This window comes from Chthoniobacterales bacterium, from assembly GCA_018883245.1.
In the GTDB taxonomy this organism is placed as follows: Bacteria; Verrucomicrobiota; Verrucomicrobiia; order Chthoniobacterales; family JACTMZ01; genus JACTMZ01.
In genome coordinates, this window is sequence record VEQL01000002.1 from 39282 (window position 1) to 65142 (window position 25861).

18 protein-coding genes are annotated in these 25861 nt (G+C 62.3%); 10 read left to right on the plus strand and 8 right to left on the minus strand.

From position 1 onward, the window contains the following. The first annotated feature begins 9 nt into the window (after positions 1–9). Positions 10–1212 carry a hypothetical protein gene (locus FGM15_01010; GenBank protein MBU3664445.1) on the plus strand — a complete coding sequence of 401 codons (1203 nt, stop codon included), beginning with the start codon at positions 10–12 and terminating at the stop codon, positions 1210–1212. A 58-nt stretch (positions 1213–1270) separates the two neighbouring features. Next, positions 1271–2089 carry a class D beta-lactamase gene (locus FGM15_01015; GenBank protein ID MBU3664446.1) on the plus strand — a complete coding sequence of 273 codons (819 nt, stop codon included), beginning with the start codon at positions 1271–1273 and terminating at the stop codon, positions 2087–2089. Between the two features lie 34 nt (positions 2090–2123). Here the strand turns inward: FGM15_01015 and zwf are convergent, their stop codons facing one another. Further along, entirely contained in the window at positions 2124–3653 is a 1530-nt protein-coding gene (zwf, locus tag FGM15_01020) for a glucose-6-phosphate dehydrogenase (protein ID MBU3664447.1), read from the minus strand. A 106-nt stretch (positions 3654–3759) separates the two neighbouring features. On the opposite strand from zwf, the gene FGM15_01025 reads away from it, so the two are divergent. Next, on the plus strand, positions 3760–4893 hold the full coding sequence (locus tag FGM15_01025; protein ID MBU3664448.1) for a YjgP/YjgQ family permease: 1134 nt from the start codon (positions 3760–3762) through the stop codon (positions 4891–4893). 4 nt (positions 4894–4897) lie between these two features. On the opposite strand, the gene aroF is transcribed toward FGM15_01025, so the two are convergent. After that, positions 4898–5914, minus strand: coding sequence for a 3-deoxy-7-phosphoheptulonate synthase (gene aroF / locus FGM15_01030; protein ID MBU3664449.1), 1017 nt, complete (start codon positions 5912–5914; stop codon positions 4898–4900). 84 nt (positions 5915–5998) lie between these two features. Here aroF and FGM15_01035 point away from each other — a divergent pair, with 84 nt between their 5' ends. Continuing rightward, positions 5999–7018, plus strand: coding sequence for a TIGR00730 family Rossman fold protein (locus FGM15_01035; GenBank protein ID MBU3664450.1), 1020 nt, complete (start codon positions 5999–6001; stop codon positions 7016–7018). A 21-nt stretch (positions 7019–7039) separates the two neighbouring features. Next, the gene (locus FGM15_01040) at positions 7040–8623 is read left to right on the plus strand and encodes a citramalate synthase (protein MBU3664451.1); all 1584 of its coding nucleotides are present in this window, start codon (positions 7040–7042) and stop codon (positions 8621–8623) included. On the opposite strand, the gene FGM15_01045 is transcribed toward FGM15_01040, so the two are convergent. Next, positions 8620–9366 (minus strand): M23 family metallopeptidase, encoded by a 747-nt coding sequence (locus tag FGM15_01045; protein ID MBU3664452.1) that lies wholly within the window; start codon positions 9364–9366, stop codon positions 8620–8622. The genes FGM15_01040 and FGM15_01045 overlap by 4 nt on opposite strands. Positions 9367–9389: 23 nt before the next feature. Between FGM15_01045 and FGM15_01050 the strand changes: the two genes are divergently transcribed. Further along, the gene (locus tag FGM15_01050; protein MBU3664453.1) at positions 9390–10232 is read left to right on the plus strand and encodes a ribonuclease Z; all 843 of its coding nucleotides are present in this window, start codon (positions 9390–9392) and stop codon (positions 10230–10232) included. A gap of 281 nt (positions 10233–10513) precedes the next feature. Here FGM15_01050 and FGM15_01055 read toward each other — a convergent pair whose 3' ends face one another. Then, a complete protein-coding gene (locus FGM15_01055) occupies positions 10514–11989 on the minus strand; it encodes a glycosidase (GenBank protein ID MBU3664454.1) in 1476 nt (491 codons plus the stop codon). Beyond that, complete coding sequence (locus FGM15_01060) at positions 11986–14265, minus strand: glycosyltransferase (GenBank protein MBU3664455.1); 2280 nt, start codon at positions 14263–14265, stop codon at positions 11986–11988. Before FGM15_01060 ends, FGM15_01055 begins: the two co-directional genes overlap by 4 nt. Positions 14266–14339: 74 nt before the next feature. Between FGM15_01060 and FGM15_01065 the strand changes: the two genes are divergently transcribed. Both FGM15_01065 and FGM15_01070 read left to right on the plus strand, forming a co-directional pair. Then, positions 14340–15317 (plus strand): permease, encoded by a 978-nt coding sequence (locus FGM15_01065; protein MBU3664456.1) that lies wholly within the window; start codon positions 14340–14342, stop codon positions 15315–15317. Continuing rightward, entirely contained in the window at positions 15314–16156 is an 843-nt protein-coding gene (locus FGM15_01070; protein ID MBU3664457.1) for a TIGR03943 family protein, read from the plus strand. The genes FGM15_01065 and FGM15_01070 overlap by 4 nt, the downstream gene beginning before the upstream one ends. A gap of 48 nt (positions 16157–16204) precedes the next feature. Here the strand turns inward: FGM15_01070 and gcvP are convergent, their stop codons facing one another. Genes gcvP through gcvT form a run of 3 tightly spaced genes read right to left on the minus strand, consistent with a single transcriptional unit; the run spans position 16205 to position 20548 of the window. Further along, positions 16205–19048, minus strand: coding sequence for an aminomethyl-transferring glycine dehydrogenase (gene gcvP, locus FGM15_01075; protein ID MBU3664458.1), 2844 nt, complete (start codon positions 19046–19048; stop codon positions 16205–16207). Between the two features lie 9 nt (positions 19049–19057). Continuing rightward, the gene (gcvH, locus tag FGM15_01080; GenBank protein ID MBU3664459.1) at positions 19058–19435 is read right to left on the minus strand and encodes a glycine cleavage system protein GcvH; all 378 of its coding nucleotides are present in this window, start codon (positions 19433–19435) and stop codon (positions 19058–19060) included. Between the two features lie 36 nt (positions 19436–19471). Then, positions 19472–20548 (minus strand): glycine cleavage system aminomethyltransferase GcvT, encoded by a 1077-nt coding sequence (gene gcvT / locus FGM15_01085; protein ID MBU3664460.1) that lies wholly within the window; start codon positions 20546–20548, stop codon positions 19472–19474. 381 nt (positions 20549–20929) lie between these two features. Here gcvT and FGM15_01090 point away from each other — a divergent pair, with 381 nt between their 5' ends. Then, positions 20930–21670 (plus strand): DUF72 domain-containing protein, encoded by a 741-nt coding sequence (locus FGM15_01090; protein MBU3664461.1) that lies wholly within the window; start codon positions 20930–20932, stop codon positions 21668–21670. A gap of 37 nt (positions 21671–21707) precedes the next feature. Further along, positions 21708–25820, plus strand: coding sequence for a DNA polymerase III subunit alpha (gene dnaE / locus FGM15_01095; GenBank protein ID MBU3664462.1), 4113 nt, complete (start codon positions 21708–21710; stop codon positions 25818–25820). Positions 25821–25861 lie beyond the last annotated feature (41 nt).

Below are 25861 nucleotides of genomic sequence, written 5' to 3' on the forward strand. Positions count from 1 at the left end.
CTGCTTGCCGTGATCCTGCCCATGCTCGCGGCGGCCGGCGGCTGGGAGCATGTTGCATGGCGTCTCGGCACGCTCGCCCTCGGTGTCTGGCTGCTCTGGGCCGCAATCCGCGCCTCGGTCGGCATGATGCTCGTGCCGCGCCCGACCTACACCAGACTCTCGCTGGTGGTGGAACTGGTGGCCAAGCGCGTCTTCCGTTCTTTTGCGCGCCGGAGCCGCAATTACTTCGCCCTCGACCGGTTGCTTGCCGCCCAGGGTCCGGCCACGGTGCTTTTCCTTCTTGCGCTCTTTCTCGCGATTTTCGTTCTCGCCTTCGCGCTGGTGTTTTACGGCATCGGGGGCTCGGATTGGCTCGAGGCCTTCGCGCGCGCCGGTTCCGGCATGACGACGCTCGGATTCGAGCCGGCCAAGAAGCCGCTGGCAGTCTTCTTCATGTTCCTTGCGGCATTCATGGGCAGCACCATCATCGCGGTTTTCATCGGTTTCCTCCTCACTCTCTATACTGCCTACACGGCGAGAGAGGCCGGGGTGAGCGAGTTGTCGCTGCTCACCGGCGAACCGGCATGGGGACCGGAAATGGTGGTCCGCACCCAGCGCATCAGCGACCGTCCCGACAGCGTCTCCATCGGCAAGTGGATCTCGTGGATGTGCGCCATGCGCGTGAACCAATACGTCTATCCGTTGCTGAACCACTTCCGGTCGCCGCTGCCGGAGCGTCACTGGGTCACCTCGCTCCTCGCCATTCTTGATGCGGTGTCGATCCGGTTGGCCGCCATCGATCTTCCTTCGGACCCCTCGTTTGTGCGTTTCCTCGCGGAAGGCGCCGACACCATGCATATGTTGCGGCGCGGCGAGAGCGCCCGGCGCGGGTCCGGGGACGATACGGAAGGTGTCACGGCGTGGCGCTTCGAGAGCGAGATTCTATCCACCGATGCACCGGTGTCCGGCGATCCTTGCGTCACACGCGGGGAGTGGGACGAGGCGATGAAGTTCCTCGCCGAAAGCGGTGTTCCGCTCAAGGCTGATCGCGAGACGGCCTGGCGCACCTTTGCCCGTCTCCGTGCGCAATACGCGCCGCCCGCTTGCTTTTTGGCCGGTGTTTTGTTCGCTGTCCCGGCACCTTGGTCGGGATCACGGCCGCCCATGAAGCACTTCACCGTGCGCACCATCTGGCCGCAACTCGCCCGCAAGGCGGGGCTCGGAAAGTGTTGAAGACTTCGCGCGCGGCAGAACCTTAAGGCTCCCGCACTTATTGATTGCCGCTAGAAAGATGGCCATGAAGTTGCTGTCCTTTCTGCTTGTTGTGGCCGCGAGTGTTTGCGCTGCCAAGGCTCAAGGCATGGAAGATGCCATCCATGCGGCATTCGGCGAGGTGGAAGGGGCATTTGTGCTCCGCAACTGTGAGAGCGGAGAAGAGACTGTTTTCAGACAGGAAACAGCCGACACGGCATTCGGTCCTTGTTCGACATTCAAGATCTGGAATTCGCTGATCGGGCTGGAAGTGGGGATAATCACGGGTCCGGACGATCCGTTTTGGAAGTGGGACGGCGAAGAGAGAGGCTTTCCCGGTTGGAACAAGGACCAGACGTGGCGCTCGGCGTTTGCCGTTTCCTGCGTGCCGGCATTCCAGAACTTGGCGCGGAAAATCGGTGCCGGGCGGATGCAGTCATGGCTCGACAAGCTCGGCTACGGAAACCGCGACATGGCGGGCCGTCCGGCCGCGTTCTGGCTGCCGCGCGCGGGCGAAAAGACGGTCATGATCACGCCGCGCGAGCAGGCAGCCATGATCTGCCGTCTGCTGAACGGGAAATTGCCGGTGAAAGCGGGATCGATCGCTGCGCTCACCGACGTGATGAAACTCCAGGTCACGGATCGCGGAACGCTCTACGGAAAGACCGGTAGCGGATTGCGCTCGTCGGGGAACGGTCCCGAAGCCGATGCCGACTTCGATATGGGCTGGCTCGTCGGGTTTGTGGAGAGCGGCGGAAAAAAATACGCCTACGCGTGTCTCGTCCTGGGGCCCGGCTTGGGCGGAAAAGATGCACGCCTGCTCACGGAGTCGGTCTTCAAGGCCTCCGGGCTGCTGTAGATGCCTGTGCTTCTCCTGCCGGAGCGGCGGGAGATCACGCGGGGTTTTCCCAAGCGCGCCCGTCGCGTTCGAGAAGCTTGTCGGCCGCTGCCGGGCCCCACGTTCCGGCTGCGTAGTCCGGGAAATCGCGCGGTGGCAAGGCGCCCCAAACATCGAGGATGGGATTCACGATGCGCCACGATGCATCGACGCTGTCCTCGCGGTGAAAGAGTGTCATGTCGCCGACCATGCAGTCGTGCAAAAGCGTCTCGTATCCGGTGGCGGGGGATTGTTCTCCGAACTCGGAGTAATCGAAATGCAGCGGAATGGTTTCCACCGCGACCGCGGGTCCCGGCCTTTTGGCGCGGATCATGATCGTGATGTTCTCCTCGGGCTGGATGTTGAGGACAAGGGCATTGGGGCCGGCCTCGCTGTTCACTTTCTCGCCGAAAAGCATGAGCGGCGTGCGTTTGAAACGGATGACCACCTGCGTGAGGTGCTTGGCGAGGCGTTTGCCGGTCCGCAGATAGAAGGGCACGTCGGCCCAGCGCCAGTTTTCCACGAACAGCCGCAGTGCCGCGTAGGTCTCGGTGTAGGAATGCGGATCAACGCTGGGCTCCTCACGATAGCCGCACACGGGTTGGCCGTTGACCGTTCCGGGTCCGTATTGTCCGCGCACGGCGTTCTCGAGCACGTCTTCGGGGGTCATCGGACGGATGGCGTCGAGGACTTTGACTTTTTCGTTGCGCACGGCGTCGCCGCGTATGGTTCCGGGCGGTTCCATGGCGATAAGCGAGAGCACGCTGAGCATGTGGTTTTGCAGCATGTCGCGCAGCACGCCGTAGTGATCGAGATAGCCTCCGCGGTTCTCCACGCCGAGCGACTCGGCCACGGTGATCTGCACGCTGTCGACATACCGACGGTTCCAGTTTGGCTCGAAAATCATGTTGGCGAACCGGAAAACCATGATGTTCTGCACCGTTTCTTTGCCGAGATAGTGGTCGATGCGGAAAATCTGGGATTCGGCCAGGCACTTGTGCAGCACGTCGTCGAGCGCACGGGCGGAATCCAGGTCGCGGCCGAAGGGTTTCTCGATGATGACCCGGCGATAGGCGTCGGCGGCCTCGTGCAGCAGGCCCGCCGCGCCGAGCTGCGTCACCACGGTGCCGAAGAGTGTCGGTGTCACCGCAAGGTTGAACACCACATTGCCGCCGGGAATTTTTTGCTCCGCTTGCACGGCAGCGATCTTTTCCTTGAGCCGACCGAATACGGCGCCGTCGTTGAAGTCACCCGAGAGGTAGTAGCACGCCGAGACAAAAGTGTCCCATTCCGCGGCATCGAACGGGCGGGTGCCGAACTCACGGATGTCGGACGACATCTGGTTCCGGAAACTGGCATCGTCGCCCGGCGTGATCGCAACGCCGATGACGGCGAACTGCCGCGGCAGGAGCCCGAGGCAGCGCAGATTGAAAAGGGCGGGAATGAGTTTTCTTTTGGTCAGGTCCCCCGAAGCGCCGAAGATGACGAAGATTCCCGGCGGGCCGGGTTGCGGTCGGTCGGTCTGCGGCGTATCGGACGTTGTCATGACGCGCGGCAGTCTGTCTGCGCGGCGAATGGCGCTCAACCAGAAAACCCCCGCGGTGCTTTGCAAAGGACGGCGCGGGCGTTAGCCTCCTGAGCATGATCCGGCCGTGCCGCGTTTCGCTATGAAGATTATCGACCGTTACGTCGGTCGCGGCGTGGTGGTCACCACGCTCTACGGGCTGTTCGTGCTCAGTCTGGTGCTGGTGCTGGGCAACATCTTCAAGGAACTGCTCGACCTCATGATCAATCGCGAGGTCCCGGCGAAATACCTGTTCCTCTTCATGCTCTACGTTTTGCCTTTTTCGTTCACCTTCACGGTTCCCTGGGGCTTTCTCACTGCGGTGCTGCTCGTTTTCGGACGCATGTCGGCGGACAACGAAATGATCGCCTTGCGCGCTTGCGGCACCAGCCTGCTGCGCGTGTGCATGCCGGTGCTCGGCGTGGCCGTTCTTCTCAGCGCTTTCACCTTTTGGATCAATACCGAGGTCGCTCCGCGGGCCCTCGACGCGATGCGGACATCGATCGTCACCATCGCCCGCAGCAATCCGGAAGCGCTTTTCGTCGCCGATGAGGTCATCGACGAATTCGAGGGAAGAAAGATTTTCATCCGGGGCAAGGAGGGCAACCAGCTCACCGGCATCACGCTCATCGAGCAGACGCCCGGGGCGAGGCCGGGGCGGATCATTTCGGCGGACAACGGGGAGATCGATGTGGACGAGGACAGCGGCGAACTTCTTCTCACCCTGCGCGGCGCGCGCTTCGAGCAGCGCGACGACAAGGCCGAGGACGACTACATGAAGATCCGGCACGGCGTTTCGATCGGCGAGGCGACTTTGGCGATCCAGCTCGAGGATCTGGTCTCGGACTACTGGCTTTCGCGTCCGCTGCGCGCCTACACGCTGACTGAGTTGTGGAATTACATCCCCGCAGCCAAGGCGGACCCGGACAAGAATCTCGCCAGCCGCGTGATGGTGGAGCTGAGCAAACGGATTTCTTTGTCCTTCGCTTGCATCGCCTTCGCCATGGTCGCCATGCCGCTCGGCGTCACGGCGCAGCGCAAGGAAACGTCGGTGGGCTTCGCCATCAGCCTTGCCCTCGCCTTCAGCTATTTCTTTTTCGTCGTGCTCGCCGAGACGTTCCGCGACAACGCCGCGGCCTATCCGTGGCTCGTTCTCTGGGCACCGAACCTGCTGTTCATCGGCCTAGGGACGTGGCTTCTCCTGCGCCTGGACTATCGCTGAGCCGTCAGAACTTGCGGCCTGCGGCGGCGACAAAAGGCGCGAGGCCCGAAACCAGGTCGGCAAAACCGGCGGGATCCAGTTGCTGCTGCCCGTCGCTCAAAGCCTCGGCAGGGTTGGGGTGAACTTCCACGATCACGCCGTCGGCGCCGACGGCCGCCGCGCCGCGGCAGAGGACTTTGACAAGATCGGCGCGTCCGCAGCCCTGGCTGGGATCGACGATCACGGGAAGGTGGGTCTCCTGCTTCGCAATGGCGACGGCGGCGAGATCGAGCGTGTTGCGCGTGTGGGTCTCGAAGGTCCGGATGCCCCGTTCGCAGAGGATGACGTTCGGGTTCCCGTGAGCGAGGAGGTATTCGGCGGCGAGCAGCCATTCCTCGATGCGCATGCTCATCCCGCGTTTGAGCAGCACCGGTTTGCCGCTGCGCGCGCAGGCGATGAGAAGCTGGAAGTTCTGGGCATTGCGCGCGCCGATTTGCAGGATGTCTGCCGTCCCGGCGACAAGGTCCACATCGTGTTCGCCGAGCACCTCGGTGATGATGCGGAGTCCGGTTTCTTTGCGCGCCAGCTCCAGCAGGCGCAGGCCTTCCGGTCCGAGTCCTTGGAACTCGTAGGGGGAGGTGCGAGGTTTGTAGGCGCCGCCGCGGAGAATGGTTGCACCCGCGGCTTTCACCGCGCGCGCGGTGGAGAGAAGTTGCTCCTCGCTTTCCACCGAACACGGCCCCGCCATCACGACGAAATTGTCCCCGCCGATCTTGATTCCGCCGGCGTCCACAACGGTTCTGGCCGGCCGGGCATCGAGACTGGCCAGCTTGTAGCGTTTTTGCACCCGCAGGACCTGCTCCACTTGTGGAAGCGCCGTGAGCGACTCCAGGCTGGCGTGTGTCGTTTCGTCGCCGATGGCGGCGACCACGGTCTGGTATTCGCCCCGGATGGGGTTGGGCGTGTAGCCGAGACTCGAGATTTCCGCGATGACTTGGTCGATCTGCTCGGGGGTGGAATGCGGACGGATGACGACGATCATGTCATTACACCTTAACAGCCTGCGGTGCCTCCGCCGATTTAATTGTGTGCTTTCCGGCGCGAAGTGCGCATATTGAAACGCTTTATGAGTGAAAATGAAGAGGCTGCGGTCAGGGGCCTCGTGGCCGCGAGCGGGTGCGTGCATTCGCCGCAACTGATCGAAGAAATGGTGCTCACGGCTCTGCGCCTGGGCCGCGACAAAGCGTCCGTCGCCGACCTGAAGCTTTTTTCCCGCGCGCTCAAGGAATTGCGCTACGCCGCCAAGGTGTTCCAGCCTTACAACGGACGGCGCAAGGTTGCCGTTTTCGGTTCCGCGCGGTTGAAACCCGAGACCGTGGAATACCAGATGGCCGAGGAAATGGGGCGGCGGCTCGTGGAGCGCGGTTTCATGGTCATCACCGGCGGGGGCGACGGCATCATGGGCGCGGCGCAGAAAGGCGCGGGGCGCGACCACAGTTTCGGCCTGAACATCCGCCTGCCGTTCGAGCAGCGCGCCAACGAAACGATCCACGGCGACCGCAAGCTCATCACCTTCAATTATTTTTTCACCCGCAAGGTGAACTTCGTCAAAGAAACCGACGCCTTCGTGCTTTTTCCCGGCGGCTTCGGGACGCAGGACGAAGGTTTCGAATGCCTGACGCTCATGCAGACAGGCAAGGCGAAAATCACGCCGCTTGTTTTCCTCGACACGCCCGACGGCCGCTACTGGGAGACATGGGAGTTTTTCATCAAGAACGACCTGCTGCGGATGAAGCTCATCTCGCCGAGCGACTTCCATCTTTTCAAAATTTTCCACGACTGCGAGGAAGCCATCGACCACATCACGCAGTTCTACAAGGTGTTCGTGTCCTACCGCTGGGTGAGGGAAAAGATGGTGATCCGTCTCAAACGTCGCATCACGCCGCGCAGCGTCGAGGTGCTGAACGACCAATTCAAAAATATTCTGGTTTCCGGGCGGATCGAGCAAACCGTCGCTTTGCCCGAGGAAGCGGAGGCCGCCGACATCGCCGATCTTCCGCGGCTCGTCCTGACCCCGGAAAAGACCGATTTCGGAATGTTGCGCCTCCTCATCGACTCGATCAACAATTCGGAGACGGAGGCCTGACCGGCCCGGGTTTGGCGAAACATGAGCAAGGCACCGCGAGTCAGCATTTACGACACCACACTGCGTGATGGCACGCAGGGCACGGGTATTTCGTTCAGCGTGCAGGACAAACTGCGCGTGGCGGAGCGGTTGGATGCGTTCGGCATCGACTTCATCGAAGGTGGATGGCCGGGGTCCAACCCCAAAGACGCGGAGTTTTTCGCCGAGGCGGCCAAGCGTCGGTGGAATCACGCCAAGATCGCAGCTTTCGGGATGACGCGCCGCGGCGGGGTCAATGTCGCGGACGATGCGCAGGTGCGGCAGTTGCTCGAGGCCGGGACGCCCGTGGTGACCGTGGTGGGCAAGACGTGGCCGCTCCACGTCAGCGAGGTGTTCGGGGTCACGCTGGAGGAAAATCTCGCGATGATCCGCGATACCGTGGCGTATCTGCGCGACCGCGGACGGCGTGTTTTCTATGACGCGGAGCATTTTTTCGACAGTTGGAAGGAGGATCCGGAATATTCCCGGGCGACCATCTGCGCGGCGGCCGAAGCGGGGGCGGAGATTGTTGTTCTGTGCGACACGAACGGCGGCAGTCTTCCCAGCTTTGTCGCCGGGACAACAAAGCAGGCCTTGGCTTCGGTGAAGTGCAGCGTGGGAATCCATACCCACAACGACTCGGGGCTCGGAGTTGCCAACGCGCTTGCCGCGGTGGATGCCGGTGCCGTGCAGGTGCAGGGCACGATCAACGGCTACGGTGAACGCGTGGGGAATTGCAACCTGACCACGGTTGTTCCGCTGCTTCAGCTCAAATGCGGCCTCTCGCTGGTGCACGATCTCGAACGGCTCACGGAATTGTCCCGCTTCGTCGATGAGGTGGCCAACGTGCCTCCCGATATCCGCGCGCCGTTCGTGGGCGGTGCGGCGTTCACCCACAAGGGAGGCTTGCACGTTCATGCCGTGCAAAAACTCGCGCGCTCCTACGAGCATATCGATCCTGCCCTCGTCGGGAACGAGCGCGTCGTCACGATCTCCGACCTTTCCGGCCGGACAAACGTGCTGATGAAAGCCGAGTCGATGGGGCTCAGTCTCGCCAAAGGTTCGCCCGAGGTTGCCCGCGTGCTCGAGGAGGTGAAGCGGCTCGAGCACGAAGGCTACGAATTCGAGGCGGCGGAAGCCTCGTTCGAATTGCTCATGCGACGGCTGCTCGGCCATCACCGGCCTTTGTTCGAGCTGGACGAATACCAGTGCGACTTCATCCGCTCCGGACGCCCGGGCAGCGATTGGAACAAGTGCGTTGCCTCGGTCAAACTCCGCATTAACGGCGAACACGTGCACAAACAGGGGGCTGGAGACGGTCCGGTCAATGCGCTGGACGCGGCCTTGCGCTCGGCCCTCGAACCGTTTTACCCGGTGATCCGCTCGGTGCGCCTGGACGATTACAAGGTGCGCATCATCAACGGGCGCCGTGGCACGGCGGCACGGACGCGCGTTTTTATTTCTTCGACCGACGGCAACAGCGGGTGGGGAACCGTCGGCGTGTCGGACAACATCATCGAGGCAAGCTGGCAGGCCCTCGTGGACAGCTTCGATTACGCCGTCCTTCAATCCGGCCGGGAAACCTAACGCAGCGGTTCGCCGTAGCGGTTCACTTTGAATCCGCCCGGACGTGAAGGCGCGGTGCTCTCGCTCGAGCCCGATCGCGCGCCGCCCATTTCATCGACCACGCGGGCCTGCAGGCGGAAGGTGTTGAGGGGAACGGACACGCGGCGGTTGCCGCCCTGCAGTGTCCGCCGCCCGAGGATGAATTCGTAGGGGCGGTAATAATTGCTGAGATCTTTGCGGTAGGAACCCTGGTTGATGCCGATGCGCAGGTTCTTGCGGATCTCGAAGTGCAAGTGCGCCACATACATCCCGCGATTGGTTCCGATGCTCCCGACCAACTGTCCCCGGCGGACTTGCTGGCCCTCGCGCACGAAAATCTGGTGCATGTGCGTGTAAAAAGAATCGACGTAATTCCAGCGACCGCCCTCCCAGTAAACGTGCCTGACAATCACCGTCTTGCCCCAGCCCATGCGGGCGTCGCGGGCATAGACCACAAGGCCGTGGGCGGTGCTGTAAACCGGAGCACCGAGGTCGGTGTTGCCCATTCCATTGCCGTTCCAGTCGTCGCCCATGTGGCGCCCGATGATGAGCCCGCGCGAGCGGTAGTATCCCTCGGCATCCGGCTTGCCCACGGGCATGTCGAATCCGTCCGCACTGCGCGTCGGGGAAAAGCGGATGCCTGCGGGCAGGCCGGGGCCGTCCTGCGCGGCGGCGAAGGATGCGACGGCAACAAGCGTGGACAGGACGCGAAGAATGGGGCGCATGCGAACCTTAAAGTTAGACGTGCATGCTGGGTGGGGCAAGATCAGGCGGCTTGCCGGGCTCAAAGCGTGAGAATACAAGGACATTCGTGCGGTCCCTTCTTTTTCTCGGCACCGGCCCCGGTCAGCCGGTGAAAGGACGCTTCTGCTCGTCCATCGTTTTGCGCACCGGCGCGGCATCCGTCTTGATCGATGCCGGTGAGCCGTGCAGTCAGCGCCTGCTCGAGCACGAGGTGCCGGTGGCGGATCTCGACGCGGTGCTCATCACCCACGGTCACTCGGATCACATCGGTGGTCTTCCCATGCTGCTGCAATCGGCGTGGCTGGCTCCCCGGAGCAAGCCTCTGAAAATATTCCTGCCGCGGGAATTGATCGCCCCTTTGTCGTCATGGCTCGACGCGGTGTATCTCCCGCCGCGCCTTTTGGGATTTCCGCTCGAATTCGTGCCATGGGAGTGCGGGGTGAAAAGCGAAGTTGCCGTGGACGTGTTCGCGCGGCCTTTTCCCACGACGCATTTGGAAGGGCTCCGGCGCATCATCGAGCCGGACGCTGCGGGCCGGTTCAAGGTCTTCGGTCTGGACGCGGATTGTGCAGGGCTCCGTGTGGTGTTTTCCTCCGACCTCGGGACGCCGGAAGACTTGAAGGATGTTTTGAGGCGTCCGATCGATGTGCTTGTCTGCGAGTTGTCGCACTTCGCGCCGGATGACTTGTTCGGTGTTCTCCGCGGACAGAGCATCGGCAGGCTGGTTTTCAACCATCTTGCTCCCGATCTGGCCGGACGGGAGGAAGACTTGGCGCGACTGGCGCGCAAGGCGCTCCCGGAGACGGAGATTGTTGTCGCGCGGGACGGGGATTCGATGGCTTTTTGACTGCGGTCCGCGGGTGCCTTGCCCGTGATCTCCAGGGTAATTTTTGCGGGGCAAAAAAAACAGTTGCGCAGGGGCGCTTTTGAGGCTTTTTTATGCCGCGTTATGAAATACATCCTTACCTTGGCTCTCACGGTTGCCTTCGCTACGTCCACCTTCGCCGGCGGCAAGTGCGGCGATTGCCCGGATGACGAGAAGGCAAAAGACAAAACCCAAGAGAGCACGCAGAGCTAAGAGCCCTGCTTTATACGATTCACAGAGGCGGCCTTCGGGCCGCCTCTTTTTTATTCCGCGTGGAGCGCGCCGATCAGCTCGTCGAGCGGAATCGATGCAAAACGGGTGGCGGTGTCGGAAACCGCGTAGGGAAGGATCAAGACCCCGTCATGCACGAGTGATCCGCAGCTGTAAACGACGTTGGGGACGTATCCCTCGCGCTCGTCCGGTGCCGGGCCGAGCAGAGGCTCGTGCAGGCGGCCGATGACCACGGACGGATCGTCGCGGTCGAGCAGGACAGCACCGATGCAATATTTCCGCATGGGGCCCACGCCGTGGGTCAGCACAAGCCACCCGGCTTCGGTCTCGATGGGCGAGCCGCAGTTGCCCAGTTGGGTGAACTCCCAAGGTTGCGATGGCCGGACAATGACCCGGGATTCATACCAGAAGTGCGGGTGGTCCGAATACATGAGGTGTATGTTTTCGCCGTCTTGGCGTCCGAGCATGGCGTAGAGGCCGTTGATCTTCCGCGGGAAGAGCGCCAGCCCTTTGTCGCGCACCGCGGGTCCGTTGAGTGTGCTGGTGCGGAATTCCGAAAAATCGCGGGTCTGCAATATCTGGGGGAAGACCACGCTGCCGTTGTAGGCCGTGTAGGTCGCGTAATACATGCAGCTGCCGTCGTCTTCGGTGAAGCGCACGAATCTCGCGTCCTCGATGCCGTTGCTCTCCAAAGGCGAAAAAGGAAAGATCACCTTTTCGGACATGTCCAAGCCGTCTTTGAACCTGACGGTGTAATTTGCTTCCGCCAGCAACAAAGCCTGCTCGCCGGCACGCAGCACTTCGGGTTCGAGTCCTTCGCGCCGCAATCGCGTGATGCGCATGACCAGTTCGCTCATGCAAAACGAGTCCGGCAGCTCCGATGTGGCTTGCTGCGCCATACGCCGGTCGATTCCCATCTCGTAAAGCTTGCGGCGGAAGAGCTTCAGGTCGTATCGCGCGGCCGGTTCCGGGCGCGGGGCATGGACGAACTTGGAGACGGGGTCGAGGCGGAGCTGGCCGTCGGTGCCGGCCACCCCCGAGCGGAAGGTCACCGACGAAATGTGCCCTTCACCCGTGGCGCGCAGGCTGAGGACGAACCGCAGTTCACCGGGGTCGAGGCCTGATTGGTCGGGCGCCGGCACGATGCTCGGGTTGAAGAGGGCGCTCGATTCCAGCGAGTATTCGTTCGTGAAATAGGATCCGATGAGCAGACGGCGCGATTCGTCGAGTGTGCGGTCGATCGGCAGCAGCGGCGCCATCTTTGCGAAACGGTCGAGGAAAATGGCGCGGATATCCTCGTGCCGATCGTGGAATTCCGCCAGCACGCCGTCCAAGGTCGCCTGCACCGCCGCGTCGTCGAGCATGAGAACCCTCGCCAGCACATCGAGCAACCGGCGGCTGGGTTCGGCGTGGCCGGTTGGCTTGACCACGACCGAGGCCATGAAGGGCCGCAGGAGAACGCGCCGCGGGTCGGGGCGCAGTTCGAGAGATTGGCGTCTGATGTTCATTTGTCTGCCTGTGAATCATGCCGCTGGAACGCGGCTGTTGCGTTGACCAGCGCTTTCATCTCGGCCAATGCCAGCGCGAAAGAGAGGGTCGATTCGGCGCCTTCGTTCTGGTTGGCGCGGTTGGCGTGAAGTCCGTCGCGGCATCCTCCCGTCGCGGGGTCGTAGAGAATCTCGTTGGAATCGTTGGCTCCGAGATACCAGTCGAAAGCCCGCTGGGCTTCCCGGCGCCAGTGGGCGTCGCCCGTGCAGTTGAACGCCTCGATGCACGCGCTGACCGCGGCACAAGCCTCGATCGGTTGCTGGTCGAACTCCGCGGGAGGGCTGCCCTTGTGCCAGAAACCGTTCGAGCCGACCGGACGGAAACATCCTCGCTCCCCGGTCTGTGCGTCCATCAGCCAGCGCAAAGACGTCAAACCTGCGTCGCGCATCTCTTTGTTTTCGGTCCATCTTCCGGTGAGGATCATCGCCTGGCTGATGCGCGCGTTGTCGTAGCCGACCACTTCCTCATACCACGGCCAATCCGGGGTCGCCACGGACTTCCAAAGCGAAAACAGCCGGGCGGCCAGGCTTTCGCGCATGCGCGCCGCCAGCAGGTCGCCGTCGAATGCCCGCAGGTATTCATGGAGTCCGATGATCGTGAAGGCCCACGCGCGGGGCGAGGTGAAGGTCTCGACCACGGGCAAGGCGGACTCGAACAGCGGCGTGGCCCAAGCGCGCAAATTTTCGCTCTTGGTGCGCCCGACCACCGCACCCAAGGCCCAAAGGGCGCGGCCGTGGCTGTCCTCCGATCCGTGTTCCTCCAGCCACTTGCGCTCGAAGCTCATGAAGTTGCGGAAGCGCTGCGTGGAGGGCGAGAAGGCGTGTTGCAAAAAGGCAGCGTAGGCCGACCGCTGCTGCCGCAGCGGGATCGGGCACTCGCCGAGTTCATCCACCAGCACGGTGAACAGCAGGGCGCGCGCATTGTCATCCGTGCAGTAGCCGTGCTCGAAGCAAGGCACGGCGAAGCGTGCATGTTGGAAAATTCCGGTGCTGTCCGACATGCGCAGCACATGGTCGAATCGCCATGGCGGAAGATGCGCGTGCTCTCCGAAGTGGGTGTTGGATACAACGCGGGTGTTCTGGAAGTGGATGCACGCATCCTCGAAAAGTTCACAGTAATTCCGTGCGACTTGGGGCCAGACCATGTGGCGGGCGGAGAGATAGGCTTGCTTGCGCAGGGAGTTGAGCCGCTTTTCGTCTCCGAGCAGTGCATTGACTTCCGTCGCGACGGCGGCCGCATCGCGGAATGGCACAACCATGCCGCGGCCTTCGGCAAGCAATTCCGACGCATGCCAATACGGTGTCGAAACAACCGCTTTCCCCGCGCCATAACAATATGAAAGCGTCCCGGAAGTGATCTGCGCTTCGTTCAGGTAGGGGGTGATGTAGATGTCCGCTGCCCCGATGTATTCGCAAAGCTCGGCGTTGGACACGTAGCGGTTGACGAACATGACGTTCTTCTCCACCCCGAGGCTGCGTGAGAGACGCTCCAGCTGGAGCCGGTAGCTCTCGCCGGTCTCCCTCAGGAGATTCGGGTGCGTCGCCCCGAGCACGATGTAAACGATGCTCGGGTGCTTGCGCACGATGTCGGGAAGCGCTTGGATCACGTATTCGATACCCTTGTTCGGCGAAAGCAGCCCGAAGGTCAGCATCACGGGCCTGCCCGCAATGTCGAACTGGTCTTTGTAAAAACTGGGATCAGTGAACGGAATGTCCGGAATCCCGTGCGGTATCAGCGCGATCTTGTCGGATGGCACATCGTAAATGCTTTTGAGCATGCCGCGGGCACGTTCGGCCATCACGACCACGCGTGTCGAAAGGGAGACCAGTTCGTCGAAGACACGGCGCTGGTCGGCGTCGGGCCGTTCGAGCACGGTGTGCAGTGTGGTGATGACCGGCAGTCGCACGCGCCGAAGCAATCCGAGGAGATGGCTGCCCGCCGGACCGCCGAAAATTCCGAATTCGTGCTGAACACAAAGCGCGTCGGTGTGCGAAATATTCAGGAAGTGTGCCGCGCGCAGGTAGGATGCCACGTCGGGCTGGGGGATTTCGAAGCGGACGTCCGGCGGGTAATCGTAACTGTCGTTGTCCGACACGGCGATGACCGGGCAATTCCAGTCCGGCTTTGCTTGCGCGACCGCATCACGCAGGTCGCGCGTGAAAGTCGCGATCCCGCATTGTCGCGGCGGGTAGTCGCCCAGAAAGGCGACTTTGCTCACGGTCGGTGAAGCCACCATGCCCGGTTATCTTCGCCCCGGGCGCCTCCCGCGCCAACCGCAAAATCCGGAATCGGGTATGGGTGCATGTCCTCATGTCCTCATTCATGCAGTTGGCTTTTCCGGCGCGTGTCCGTCATAATGGCCCTTGCAGGATGGATCACTGGTTCTGGTTCAGTCTTCCGGATTTTGCCTACGCGTTCCTGAGCATCGTGCTTGAGGGTGTGCCGTTCATTCTTGCCGGAGTCATCCTAAGCGGCCTGATCGATGCCTTTCTTCCGCCGCGTGTGCTTGCGCTCGCTCTCCCGGGCAATGCCGCCGCCGGAATTGTGATCGGGGGATTGATGGGCGCCTTTCTGCCGATGTGTGAATGCGGGATCGTCGTGGTGATCCGTCGTTTGTTGAAGAAGGGGTTGCCGCTTTCCACAGCCATGGCCTACATGCTCGCGGCACCGGTCGTGAACCCGGTTGTGGCCTTCAGCACTTATGCCGCCTTCCGGGGGCAGGGAGCGCTCGAGATGGTGCTGTGCCGGATGGCTCTGGCGTTCGGCGTTGCCGTCGTGATTGCAACGATTGTGCACTGGCTGCCCCGGACGCTTGTTCTGCGGCCCGACATGATTTCTTCGCCGGGCCACGAGCATGACCACGGAGGACTCACGTTTCTCGGCAAAACGGCTGCGGCCATACGTGCGAGCGTGGGCGACTTTTTCGATGTCACGATCTATTTCATCGTCGGGGCCGCTTTGGCGACTTTGTTCAACACCAGCATCAACCAGCAAGTGGTGCTCCCGCTCGCTGATGACCGCAACCTCGCCGTGGGTGGAATGATGGTGCTGGCCGCTTTGCTTTCGCTCTGCAGCACGTCGGACGCGTTTGTTGCAGCCACGTTCACGGGTTTTCCATCCGCGGCCAAGCTGGCCTTCCTCGTCTTCGGACCGGTGGTCGATCTCAAGCTGGTTTTCATCTACGGCTTTGTTTTCCGGCGTCGATTTGTGTTTGTGATGGTCCTCGCCATAGCCGTGCTCGTCTGGATGGCTTGCAGCTTGCTGCCGATCCCCAATTTTCGCGGATGATGAAACGCGTGCTTGCAACTGTTGCCCTCGCCGTGTGGTCGGCAACTTTGATGTGGCTCTGGCTCGCTGGCCGGCTGGCCGACTACCTGCATCCGCAGTTCCATACTCCGGTCGCCGTAGCTGCGTTTGTCCTGATGGCTTTGGTCCCGCTCTGGTGGTGGGCGTCGGGGGAGAGCAACGGCCACGCTTGCGGTTGCCACCATGATCACGAGGAACCTGCGCAGCGCGGCGAGGGGTTCTGGTCGCTGGCGATGTTCGCGCTTCTCATCGTTCCCGTTGCGGCATCGGCATTTGTCTCGCCCGGACAGTTCGGTGAAGCCGCCGTGAGAAACCGGGGGATCGTCAGTGATGTCTCGCTGCTGCCGACCGCGCCTGCTCTTGGGGATTCGCTGGAGTCCGCTCCGGAGATCGGAGCCGGCGAAGAGTTGCCCGATGTTGCGGATTTCGGAGGAGAGGAAGGAGTCGAGTATTTCACGCGAGGCGACGACGGCGCGATTCAGCTCGAGATCATCGATCTTCTTTTTGCCGCGGAGGAACCGGCTTTGCGCGAAACCTTCGAAAACGAAAAGGTCGCGGTTGTCGGTCAATACGCGCCGCGCCCGGGAAAGGACGCCGGGGCCTTCGATCTGGTGCGCATGTTTGTCGTTTGCTGCGCGGCGGATGCGCGTCCGCTCGGCGTGAAAGTCTCGGGAATTACCCAAGACGGGCTGGAAAGCATGGGTTGGGTTCGTGTCACCGGCGTCGCGCGTTTCGCGGGACAAGAGGGAGCCGTCGAAACTAGCCTCGAACTGGAGAAAATCGAGCCGGTCGAAGCACCCGACAACAAGCTTCTACACTGAGCGCGTTCTACACTGAGCGCGGAGAAATTGCCGTAGCCCCGGCGTTCGTCAGGCGTTTTCGGTCAACGGCGCGCAGGTGCAGAAGAGATGACGGTCGCCGTAAACGTTGTCCACGCGGCGGACAGACGGCCAGAATTTGCCGGTCTTGAGCCAAGTCAGCGGAAACGCCGCCATCTCGCGCGAGTAAGGATGCTTCCAGTTGTCGGCCGTCACGCACTCGGCGGTGTGCGGGGCGTTTTTCAGCGGATTGTCCGATTTGTCGAGGCGCCCTTCCTCGATGGCCACAAGCTCCCCGTGGACGGAAATCATGGCCTCGCAGAAACGGTCGAGTTCCTCGAGCGACTCGCTTTCCGTCGGCTCGACCATAAGGGTGCCGGGCACCGGCCAGCTCATGGTCGGCGCATGGAATCCGTAATCCATGAGGCGCTTGGCCACGTCCTCGACCTCGATTCCGGCCCGCTGTTTCCATTCGCGCAGATCGAGAATGCACTCGTGGGCGACGAAACCGTTGGAGCCCTTGTAGAGAACCGGGAAATACGGGGCGAGCCGCGCCGCAATGTAGTTCGCATTGAGGATGGCGACCTTGGTGGCATGGGCCAGGCCGTCCGCACCCATCATCCGGATATACATCCACGAGATCGGGAGGATGCTCGCGCTGCCCCACGGGGCTTGGGAAACTTCGCCGATGGCCTGCGTGCCGCCGGTTTTGATCAGGCAATGGCCGGGAAGGAAAGGCGCGAGGTGTTTCGCCACGCCGATGGGCCCCATGCCGGGGCCGCCGCCGCCGTGCGGGATGCAAAACGTTTTGTGAAGGTTCAGGTGGCAAACATCGGCGCCGATGTCTCCGGGACTGCACAGGCCGACTTGGGCATTGAGGTTCGCGCCGTCCATGTAAACCTGTCCGCCGGCTGCGTGGACGAGATCGCAAATCTCGCGGATATTTTCCTCGAAGACGCCGTGGGTCGAGGGGTAGGTGACCATGAGCGCGGCGAGTTCATGGCCGTGCTTGCCGATCTTGGCGCGCAGGTCTTCGAGATCCACGTTGCCTTGGGCATCGCATGCAACGGGCACAACGTGCATCCCGGCCATCACGGCGCTCGCCGGATTCGTGCCGTGAGCGGATGTCGGGATGAGGCAGACGTTGCGGTGGTGATCGCCGCGGGATTGGTGGAATGCCCGGATGACAAGAAGACCGGCATACTCGCCTTGCGACCCGGCGTTGGGCTGCAGCGAGACGGCGGCGAAGCCCGTGATCTCCGCAAGCCATGTTTCCAGTTGTGAAAACAGGCGGGCATATCCCTGGGCACGTTGCAGCGGGGCGAACGGGTGAAGGTTCCCGAACCCCGGCCAGGTGACCGGAATCATTTCGGCCGCTGCATTGAGTTTCATGGTGCACGAGCCGAGAGGGATCATGCTGTGGTTGAGTGCCAGATCCCTTCCCTCCAAGCGCCGCAGGTAGCGCATCATCTCGGTCTCCGTGCGGTGCGAGTTGAAAACAGGATGGGCAAGGAAAGTTGAGGTTCTCGCAACCCCCGCCGGAAAATCGTCATCGACGAGAACGCCGGCAGGCCCGGCTCCGAAGATGCCGAGTATGTGGTCCAGATCCCGAGTGCCGACTGTTTCGTCGAGGGCGATGCCGAGCGAACCGTCGCCGAAGTCGCGGAACAAAATGCCCTTCTCGGCGGCGCGGTGCAAAGCATCGCCGACTGCCATGCCCCGTGGCGTGACGCGCAGTGTGTCGAAAAACAGATCGTGGTGGATGCGGTGCCCGGACTCGCGGAGACGCGCGGCCAACGTGGCCGCGTTGGCCCGGGCTTTGCGTGCGATGGCTTTCAGCCCGTCCGGCCCGTGATACACGGCATACATCGAGGCCATCACAGCAAGAAGAACCTGCGCGGTGCAGATGTTGCTCGTGGCTTTGTCCCGGCGTATGTGTTGCTCGCGGGTCTGCAACGAAAGGCGCAGGGCCGGATTGCCCGCCGCGTCCTTCGAAATACCGATCAGTCTCCCGGGCAAGCGGCGCTTGTGTTCGTCCTTCGTGGCAAGGAACGCGGCATGGGGACCTCCATAGCCGAGGGGCACGCCGAAGCGTTGTGCGTTGCCCACCACGATGTCCGCCCCGAATTCGCCCGGAGGTTTGATGAGGCAAAGCGCGAGCAGGTCGGTTGCGACAACGAAAACCGCGCCGGCGGCATGCACGCGCGCGGCAAAATCCGCGTAGTCCTCGATTGCGCCGTCGGTCGCCGGATATTGGACCAGCGCGCCGAAGAATGTCTCGTCCAGCACCGCGGCGTGCCACGGACCCGTGACAATTTGCCAGCCGAGCGGCTCGGCGCGGGTGCGAAGCAGTGAAATGGTCTGCGGATGGACATTGTCCGCTACGAAAAATTTGGCTCCCGAGCCTTTGATGCCGTGGGCCATGGCCATGGCCTCCGCGGCCGCGGTGGACTCGTCGAGCAGCGAGGCATTCGCGATTTCCATGCCGGTGAGGTCGGTCACCATGGTCTGGAAGTTGAGCAGCGCCTCGAGCCGGCCTTGTGCGATCTCGGCCTGATACGGGGTGTAGGCGGTATACCAACCTGGATTTTCCAGGATGTTGCGCAGGATCACCGGCGGGGTGTGGCAATTGTGGTAGCCCATGCCGATGTAGGCAGGGCCCGATGCGTTTTTATCGGCCAACTCCTTGATCTCGGCCAGCGCTTCCGGTTCGCCGACGGCCGGAGGCAGCGCGAGCGTTGCTCGAAGCCGGATAGCCTGCGGTATGGTTGCGTCGATGAGCTTTTCCAAATCGGTGCAGCCGATGGCTTCGAGCATGCGCGCGATCTGCGCGTCATCAGGGCCGATGTGGCGACGGGAAAATGGAATGACCTGATCTTCGGCGGGGCTTCTCATCGCATGCGATCAACCGATCTGCGCGCGGTAGTCGGCAGGGGACTTCAGGGATGCGGTCTGGGCCGGGTTGGTCAGGCGCACTTTGAACAGCCAGCCTTCGCCGTAAGGTGACGTGTTGACCAGCGAAGGGTTGTCGGCTAGCGACGTGTTGACCTCGGTGACCTCGCCGTCCACGGGCGAGTAGATATCGCTCGCGGCCTTGACGGATTCGACAACGGCAGCCGGTTGACCGGCGGCGAGCTTGGTGCCCGCCTTGGGGGGATCGACATAGACGATATCGGTCAGCTCGTTTTGCGCGTGGTCGGTGATGCCGACAGTGCCGGTGTCGCCTTCCACCCGGATCCATTCGTGCGTTTCGGCGTATCTCAGATCTTCAGGGACATTCATGGTTGGTATCCTTCGCTGTGTGTGCTGCGACCCGCATCATGGACGATAAAAGGGCTTTTTTACAACCTCCGCGGAAAATTTGCGGCCGCGGATGTCGATCTGCACGGCTTGTCCGGGCTTTGCAGCGTCCGGCGGAAGGTAGGCGAGGGCGATGCCTTGCCCGAGACTGGGCGACAAAACGCCGCTGGTCGTTTCCCCCACCTGCCGGCCATCGATCAAGACCGGGTAATGGGAGCGGGGAGGAGGCGATTTTTCGGTCATTTTCAAAGCCGCCAGACGGGCGGGCAAGCCGTCGCGCTTTTGGGCAACCAAGGCGTCGCGTCCGGCGAATGCCGGCTTTTCCAAGGCCACGAAAACGCCCAAGCCAGCCTCGAGCGGTGTTCTTTCCGGCGACAAGTCCGAACCGTTGAGCGGATAGCACATTTCGAGCCGCAGGGTGTCGCGTGCGCCGAGACCGCAGGGTTTCGCGCCGGCTTCGATGATCTTCCGCCAAAGATGCTCCGCAATCTCGTCGGGGAAGAAAATTTCGAAGCCTGCCTCGCCCGTGTATCCGGTTCCCGCGGCAATGATGTCATGCGCCCCCTGGCGGATGACCGCAAATGTGTTGCGCTCGGGCATCGCAGCGCCAAAGACCTTGGTGAAGACGGAGGGCGCAACCGGTCCCTGCACGGCAAGCCCGCTCATTTTGTTGCTGCGGTCATCGACAAGCACGTTTTCGGTCCGGTGAGACTCGAGCCACGCGACGTCTTCGGCGATCTTTGCCGCGTTGACGAGGAGGAGAAAACGATCGTCGGCCAAGCGGTAAACGATCAGGTCATCGATGACCCCCCCCTTGTCGTTGAGCAGAAACGTGTATTGCGCGCCGCCGACCGCGCACTTTTCGAGGTCGTTGGCCAGAATGCGTTGCAGCCATTCCGGCGCCCCCGCGCCCGAGACGAAAACTTCGCCCATGTGCGAGATGTCGAACACGCCGCAGGCCGTCCGGACCGTTTGGTGCTCGTCGAGGATGGAGCTGAATTGCACCGGCATTTCCCATCCGCCAAAATCGACGAAACGCGCACCGGCGGCTTTTTGGATTTCGTAAAGGGCGGTGCGGCGGGATTCGATTGGCACCGCAGCACAATAGCTTCCGCGGCGCCGGTTTCAATGACTCAGAAAAAGCGGGGCTTTACGGGGTTGCCGTGCGGATGGCGATGCCGGACATGCCGGTTGACGGAGCCGGTGGGGCGCACAGACCAAAACGGAGCGATGAGCGGTGCATGCGGCGTGGGAGGGGGCGGGAGGTGTCCTGCGCTTAAGTTCTCCATGCCGTGCAGTGCAAGCAGAGGGCGCTGCCACCTTGACAAGCACGGTGCCGTAGCGACGCTTGCAGGTGTGCTCATCGAGGTTAAATCGGGCGTTGTAATTCGGATCGTGACGGCTGTTGTGGCCGAAATCGCGAACAATGGTTGGGGCCGGCGGGGTGGCGGGCCTCCGCGCTGACCCGGATTGTCCATGGCGCAAGAGACAAGGATCGGTCTTGCCGGCTGGAGCGAAGCGGCCGGTCGCTACCGTGCGCTTCTGTCGCAGGGGCCGAATGAAGTCACGGGGCTCCGGCGCTACGCGACAGCGTTTGACTTTGTCGAAATCAATTCGAGCTTTTACCGCAAGGTCCGCGCGTCCACCTGTGAAAAGTGGGCATCGGAGGTGCCCGATGACTTTCTCTTCTCGGTGAAAATGCACCGCTTGATCACGCATTACACGCGGTTGCAAAACACGGATCTGCTGGGGGATTTTTTCGGTCCGTTGTCGGGGCTTGGCGCGAAACTTGCCGTGGTGCTCGTCCAACTGCCGCCGACTTTGACCTTCGATTCGCGCACCGCCGGGCATTTCTTCGCGGCCCTGCGCCGCATTTACAAAGGTCATGCGGTTTGCGAGCCGCGCCATGCTTCATGGCAAAGCGCGGAAGCCGGCAAGACTTTGGCGGAATACCGCATCGGTCCGGTGCTGACCGCGATTCCCGACGGCCGGACGCGCCTCGGAGACAAAGCGCTGCCCGTTTACGTCCGCCTCCACGGCGAACCGCGGCGGTATTACAGCTCCTACGACACGGACCAACTTCGCCAACTCACGGCCTTTCTGAAGCGGCAGTCACGCCGCCCGCGATTTGTCGTTTTCGACAACACGGCCAGCAGCGCCGGAGTGCGCAATGCTTTGGAATTGCAGGGACTGCTCGAAAGGCGGACAAAAGCGTAATACTGAACATTTGAACAGTATTCGGGTTTTCTGTTAGATCCGCGCTGTGAAGCGGACCGAACAACACCGTGCGGCGGTGCATCTGGATGCGGATGCGTTTTTTGTCGGTTGCGAGGTGGCATCCGAGCCGCGCTTGCGCGGGAAGGCGGTGGCGGTCGGGGGGATGAAACGGGGGATCATCGCATCGGCCAGCTACGAGGCGCGGCGGCTCGGGGTTTACACGCCGATGCCGACGGCACGGGCGCTCAAGATTTGCCCGCGTCTCATCGTGCTGCCGGGCGATTGGGAGAAATACGAACATTTCTCGCGGCTGATGTTTTCGCTGGTGCACGACTACACGCCGGTGGTGGAAGTCGGATCGATCGACGAGGGATACGGGGATTTGTCGGGAGTGACGAAGTGGAGTCCGCGCACGGCGGCCGAGCGACTGCGCAAAAATATCCGGGATCATTTGCGGCTGTCCGTATCGCAGGGGCTGGGGACGAACAAGCTGGTCGCTTCGGTGGCGTCGAAGCTGCGCAAGCCGGATTGTTTTCTCGAGGTGCCGCCGGGGACGGAGCGCGAATTCCTCGCGCCGCTCGAGGTGAAATGGCTGCCGGGCGTGGGAACGAAGATGGAGCGCGTTTTCGAAGCGGCGGGTTTGCGCTGCATCGCGCAAGTGGCGGCGGCAACCCCGGAGAGCCTGGAGCTGATCGCGGGATCGGCGGCCGGACAGCTGTGTGAATTCGCCCGGGGGATCGATGAGCGTCCGATCGTGACAGAGCGTCCGGACGCGCAGTCCTATGGCAAGCAGGAGACGTTCGACGAGGACACGACGGACGAAGATTATGTCCGGCGGGTGCTGCGGGGGATGGCGGACCATCTGATGGCCAACGTGCGGGCCGACGGGAAAATGATCCGCTGCGTCGAGGTGCGTCTGCGCTACAACGACATGGAGCAGAGCCGGCGGAGCGAAAGTCTCGCCGAGCCGACGGATTTGGAGACGGATGTTTACGGTTTGATCGACCGGCTGGCGCGGCGCGCGTGGGGCCGGCGCGTGAGTTTGCGGTTGGTGGGGGTGAAATTTTCCCGCGTTTATGACGCAGGAGGTTGGCGGCAGGCGGGGCTGGATTTGCCGGGCACGGGATACGACCGCGAGACGCGGCGGCGGTTGGCGCGGGTGATGGATGAGGCGAAAGTGCGCTACGGCGCGGGGAGCCTTGTGAGAGGGCACCAGTTGGAGGCGATGGATAGTGTCCAGTGTTCCGTTTTCAGTGTTCAGAAAAAACCGTCCGCAGGACGCAACTATTGCGCTCACGCTCAAAATCAAGTTTCAGCCGTCTTGAATGCCAAAAGCTGTTTCAGCTTCATGGATTCGCTGCTGCGTCCGGAGGATATCGTGCGGATGGCGGTGGAGCGGGGGGCGAAGGCGGTGGCGATGACGGATCCGAATTTGCACGGGGCGGTCGAGTTCTGCACCGCGGCGCAGGAAGCGGGGATCAAGCCCATCGTTGCCGCGGAGGTGAAAGTCCGGGGGATTCCGTATCTGGCGTATGTGGAAAATGCCGCGGGCTACCGGAAGCTTTGCGGGTTGCTGAGCGGAACAAACAAAGACGTCTTGGACGGCTTGATCCTGCGTCCGGCGGCGGCGTTTCCGGAGGTCCGTTACGCCTCGCCGCGCGATGTGAAATTTTACGAAGTGATGCAGAGCATCCGGACCTTGTCGCTGGCGGGACAGCCGCATCCGGACAAACGCCGCGGGGATTTTTCGTGGTCGCGGCAGATCGGCGTGTCGCCGGGGATGCTCCGCGATACGGAAGAAATCGCGGAGAAGTGCGGCTTTGTTCTGCCCGTCGGCGGACTGAAGTTTCCCCGTTTCACTCCACCGGACGGCTCATTATCACGGGATTTTCTGGCGCGTTTGGCCCGCGAGGGAATGCGCAAACGCTATGGCGCGATACCGTCCGGCGGCGTGCGGCGTCAGGTGGACGAGGAACTGCGCATCATCGGCGAGGTAGGCTACGAGGAGTATTTCCTTGTGGTCTGGGAATTGCTTCAGCGTTGCCGGGAACGCGGGATCGATTGGATCACGCGGGGCAGCGCAGCCGATTCGCTGGTGTGCTATTGCCTGGGGATCAGCTCGGTCTGTCCGGTGCGCTTCGAATTGTATTTCCGCCGCTTCCTCAACCCCGAACGGATGAAGCTGCAAAAATTGCCGGATATCGACATCGATTTCCCGCACGACCGGCGCGACGAGGTGGTCGATTTGATTTTCGAGCGTTACGGACCGCACCATGCCGCGGTGGTGGGAGGGTTCGGCACCTACCAAGGCCGTTCGGCCTTCGCCGACATCGCCAAGGCGCTGGGCGTATCCGAATTCCAGATCCGGCGCATGACGGAAAAATTGCCGCAGACTTCGGCGCGCGATGTGGCCGCGGCAGCGCACGACAGCGTGGAAACACGCGGGCTGACATGGGAAGAGAATCCGTATCAGGCGGCGCTCAGGTTGGCCGCACGATTGGACGGGTTTCCGCGCCACGCCAAGATGCATCCGTGCGGCGTGGTTGTTTCGCGGGATCCCGTGGGCGACCTGACACCGCTTTTCATCAGCGCAAGCGGGCGTCCGACCACGCAGTTCGACATGGAAGCGGTCGAGGCGATGGGTTTGGTGAAATTGGATATCCTCGCACAGGGCGGGCTTTCCGTGCTGCGTGACACGCGGGAGGCGCTGCGGGTGCGGGGCATCGAGCCGCCCGACCCGGGCACGTGGGACGATCCGCATGTGTGGCAAATGATCGCCGAAGGCGAAGCACGAGGGGCGCACCATATCGAGAGTCCGGCCATGACTTCGCTGGCGCGGATGTCCGGTGTGCGGGCCATCGACCAATTGATCGCCATCGTGTCGGTGATCCGTCCGGGCGCGGCCAACAGCCTGCGCAAGGAACAGTTCGCACGGCGTGCGCGCGGGATCGAGCCCGTGCGCTATGCGCATCCGAGTCTGGAGCCGGTCTTGCGCTCGACCTGCGGCGTGGTGGCCTACGAGGAGCATGTGTTGCAGATCTGCGAGGTGTTCGCCGGATGGGATGCGGGACGCGCGGACATTTTGCGCCGGATGCTGGTGAAAAACCGCATGGCCAACGTGGATGCGTGGCGTGCGGAATTCGCCGCGGCGGCGCGGACCAAAGGTCGGACCGACGGCGAGATCGCGGCGGTGTGGGATTTGCTGATGCAGTTTCGCGGTTACGCGTTTTGCCGCGCGCATTCCACGGCCTACGGTTTGGAAGCCTACGAGGCGGCACAGTTGAAACGGTATTGGCCGGCTGAGTTCTTGGCGTCCGTGCTCACGCACGGGAAAGGGTTCTATTCGCGCTTGTTCTACACGATCGAGGCGCGGCGGTTGGGGATTTCGTTTTCGGGGCCGGACATCAACGGGGAGGTCAGGCGATTTTCGGCGGCGAGTGCGGCAATCGCAGTGCCTCTGTGCATGATCAAAGGATTGTCGGAGGAATTGCTAACCCGGATCGAAAACGCCCGACCTTTCGCTTCGTTGGCGGATTTCCAGCGGCGGTGTGCGCCGCATGCGGACGAGGCCATGGCGCTGCTGAGGGCGGGGGCGTTCGACATGCTCGGCGCCTCGCGCACCGGGCAGTTCTGGGAGCTTCGAGCGCTTGTCCCGTGGAACGCGGGGCAGGGCTTGCTGCTTGAGTCCAAGCGACCGGCGCTTCCCGTTTCACGCACGGAACCCGACCGCCTGCAAAAATTGCGCGATGAGATGGAATTGCTCGGGTTTACGGTCTCCGGACATCCGGTGGAACTTTTTCCGGATATTGCCTGGGACACGTATTGTCCGGTCCGCGACGTGCGGAAGTTCGACGGAAGGTTCGTGACGACATGCGGTTTGGTCGTGGCGCAGCGGTTGCATCGCCAGTCCGACGGACGCGCGATGAAATTCATCAGCATCTGCGACCGCGGCGATATTCTCGAATGCGAGTTGTTCGCCGGCGCTTACCGCAGGAGCGGCGGGGCCGTTGCGGCGCATCCGGTGGTGGAAGTCGCCGGAGTCGTGCAGCGTTTGGGCAACGGCACGGCATGCCTTTTGCGCGTGGAGCGGGTGTGCCGTCCGCGCAGTCTGAAACCGGAGGTTCATGCACGGACGGAAAATCACCCGTGACGATTGTCTTCGCTGGCCAATTCCCGCGCCGATGGGTTAAG

Excerpts from the sequence above, each read along its gene's own strand:
- FGM15_01015 (MBU3664446.1), top strand. The coding sequence starts at position 1,271 with ATGGCCATGAAGTTGCTGTCCTTTCTGCTTGTTGTGGCCGCGAGTGTT.
- zwf (MBU3664447.1), bottom strand. The coding sequence starts at position 3,653 with ATGACAACGTCCGATACGCCGCAGACCGACCGACCGCAACCCGGCCCG.
- aroF (MBU3664449.1), bottom strand. The coding sequence starts at position 5,914 with ATGATCGTCGTCATCCGTCCGCATTCCACCCCCGAGCAGATCGACCAA.
- FGM15_01035 (MBU3664450.1), top strand. The coding sequence starts at position 5,999 with ATGAGTGAAAATGAAGAGGCTGCGGTCAGGGGCCTCGTGGCCGCGAGC.
- FGM15_01040 (MBU3664451.1), top strand. The coding sequence starts at position 7,040 with ATGAGCAAGGCACCGCGAGTCAGCATTTACGACACCACACTGCGTGAT.
- FGM15_01045 (MBU3664452.1), bottom strand. The coding sequence starts at position 9,366 with ATGCGCCCCATTCTTCGCGTCCTGTCCACGCTTGTTGCCGTCGCATCC.
- FGM15_01050 (MBU3664453.1), top strand. The coding sequence starts at position 9,390 with ATGCTGGGTGGGGCAAGATCAGGCGGCTTGCCGGGCTCAAAGCGTGAG.
- FGM15_01055 (MBU3664454.1), bottom strand. The coding sequence starts at position 11,989 with ATGAACATCAGACGCCAATCTCTCGAACTGCGCCCCGACCCGCGGCGC.
- FGM15_01060 (MBU3664455.1), bottom strand. The coding sequence starts at position 14,265 with ATGGTGGCTTCACCGACCGTGAGCAAAGTCGCCTTTCTGGGCGACTAC.
- FGM15_01065 (MBU3664456.1), top strand. The coding sequence starts at position 14,340 with ATGTCCTCATTCATGCAGTTGGCTTTTCCGGCGCGTGTCCGTCATAAT.
- FGM15_01070 (MBU3664457.1), top strand. The coding sequence starts at position 15,314 with ATGATGAAACGCGTGCTTGCAACTGTTGCCCTCGCCGTGTGGTCGGCA.
- gcvP (MBU3664458.1), bottom strand. The coding sequence starts at position 19,048 with ATGAGAAGCCCCGCCGAAGATCAGGTCATTCCATTTTCCCGTCGCCAC.
- gcvH (MBU3664459.1), bottom strand. The coding sequence starts at position 19,435 with ATGAATGTCCCTGAAGATCTGAGATACGCCGAAACGCACGAATGGATC.
- FGM15_01090 (MBU3664461.1), top strand. The coding sequence starts at position 20,930 with ATGGCGCAAGAGACAAGGATCGGTCTTGCCGGCTGGAGCGAAGCGGCC.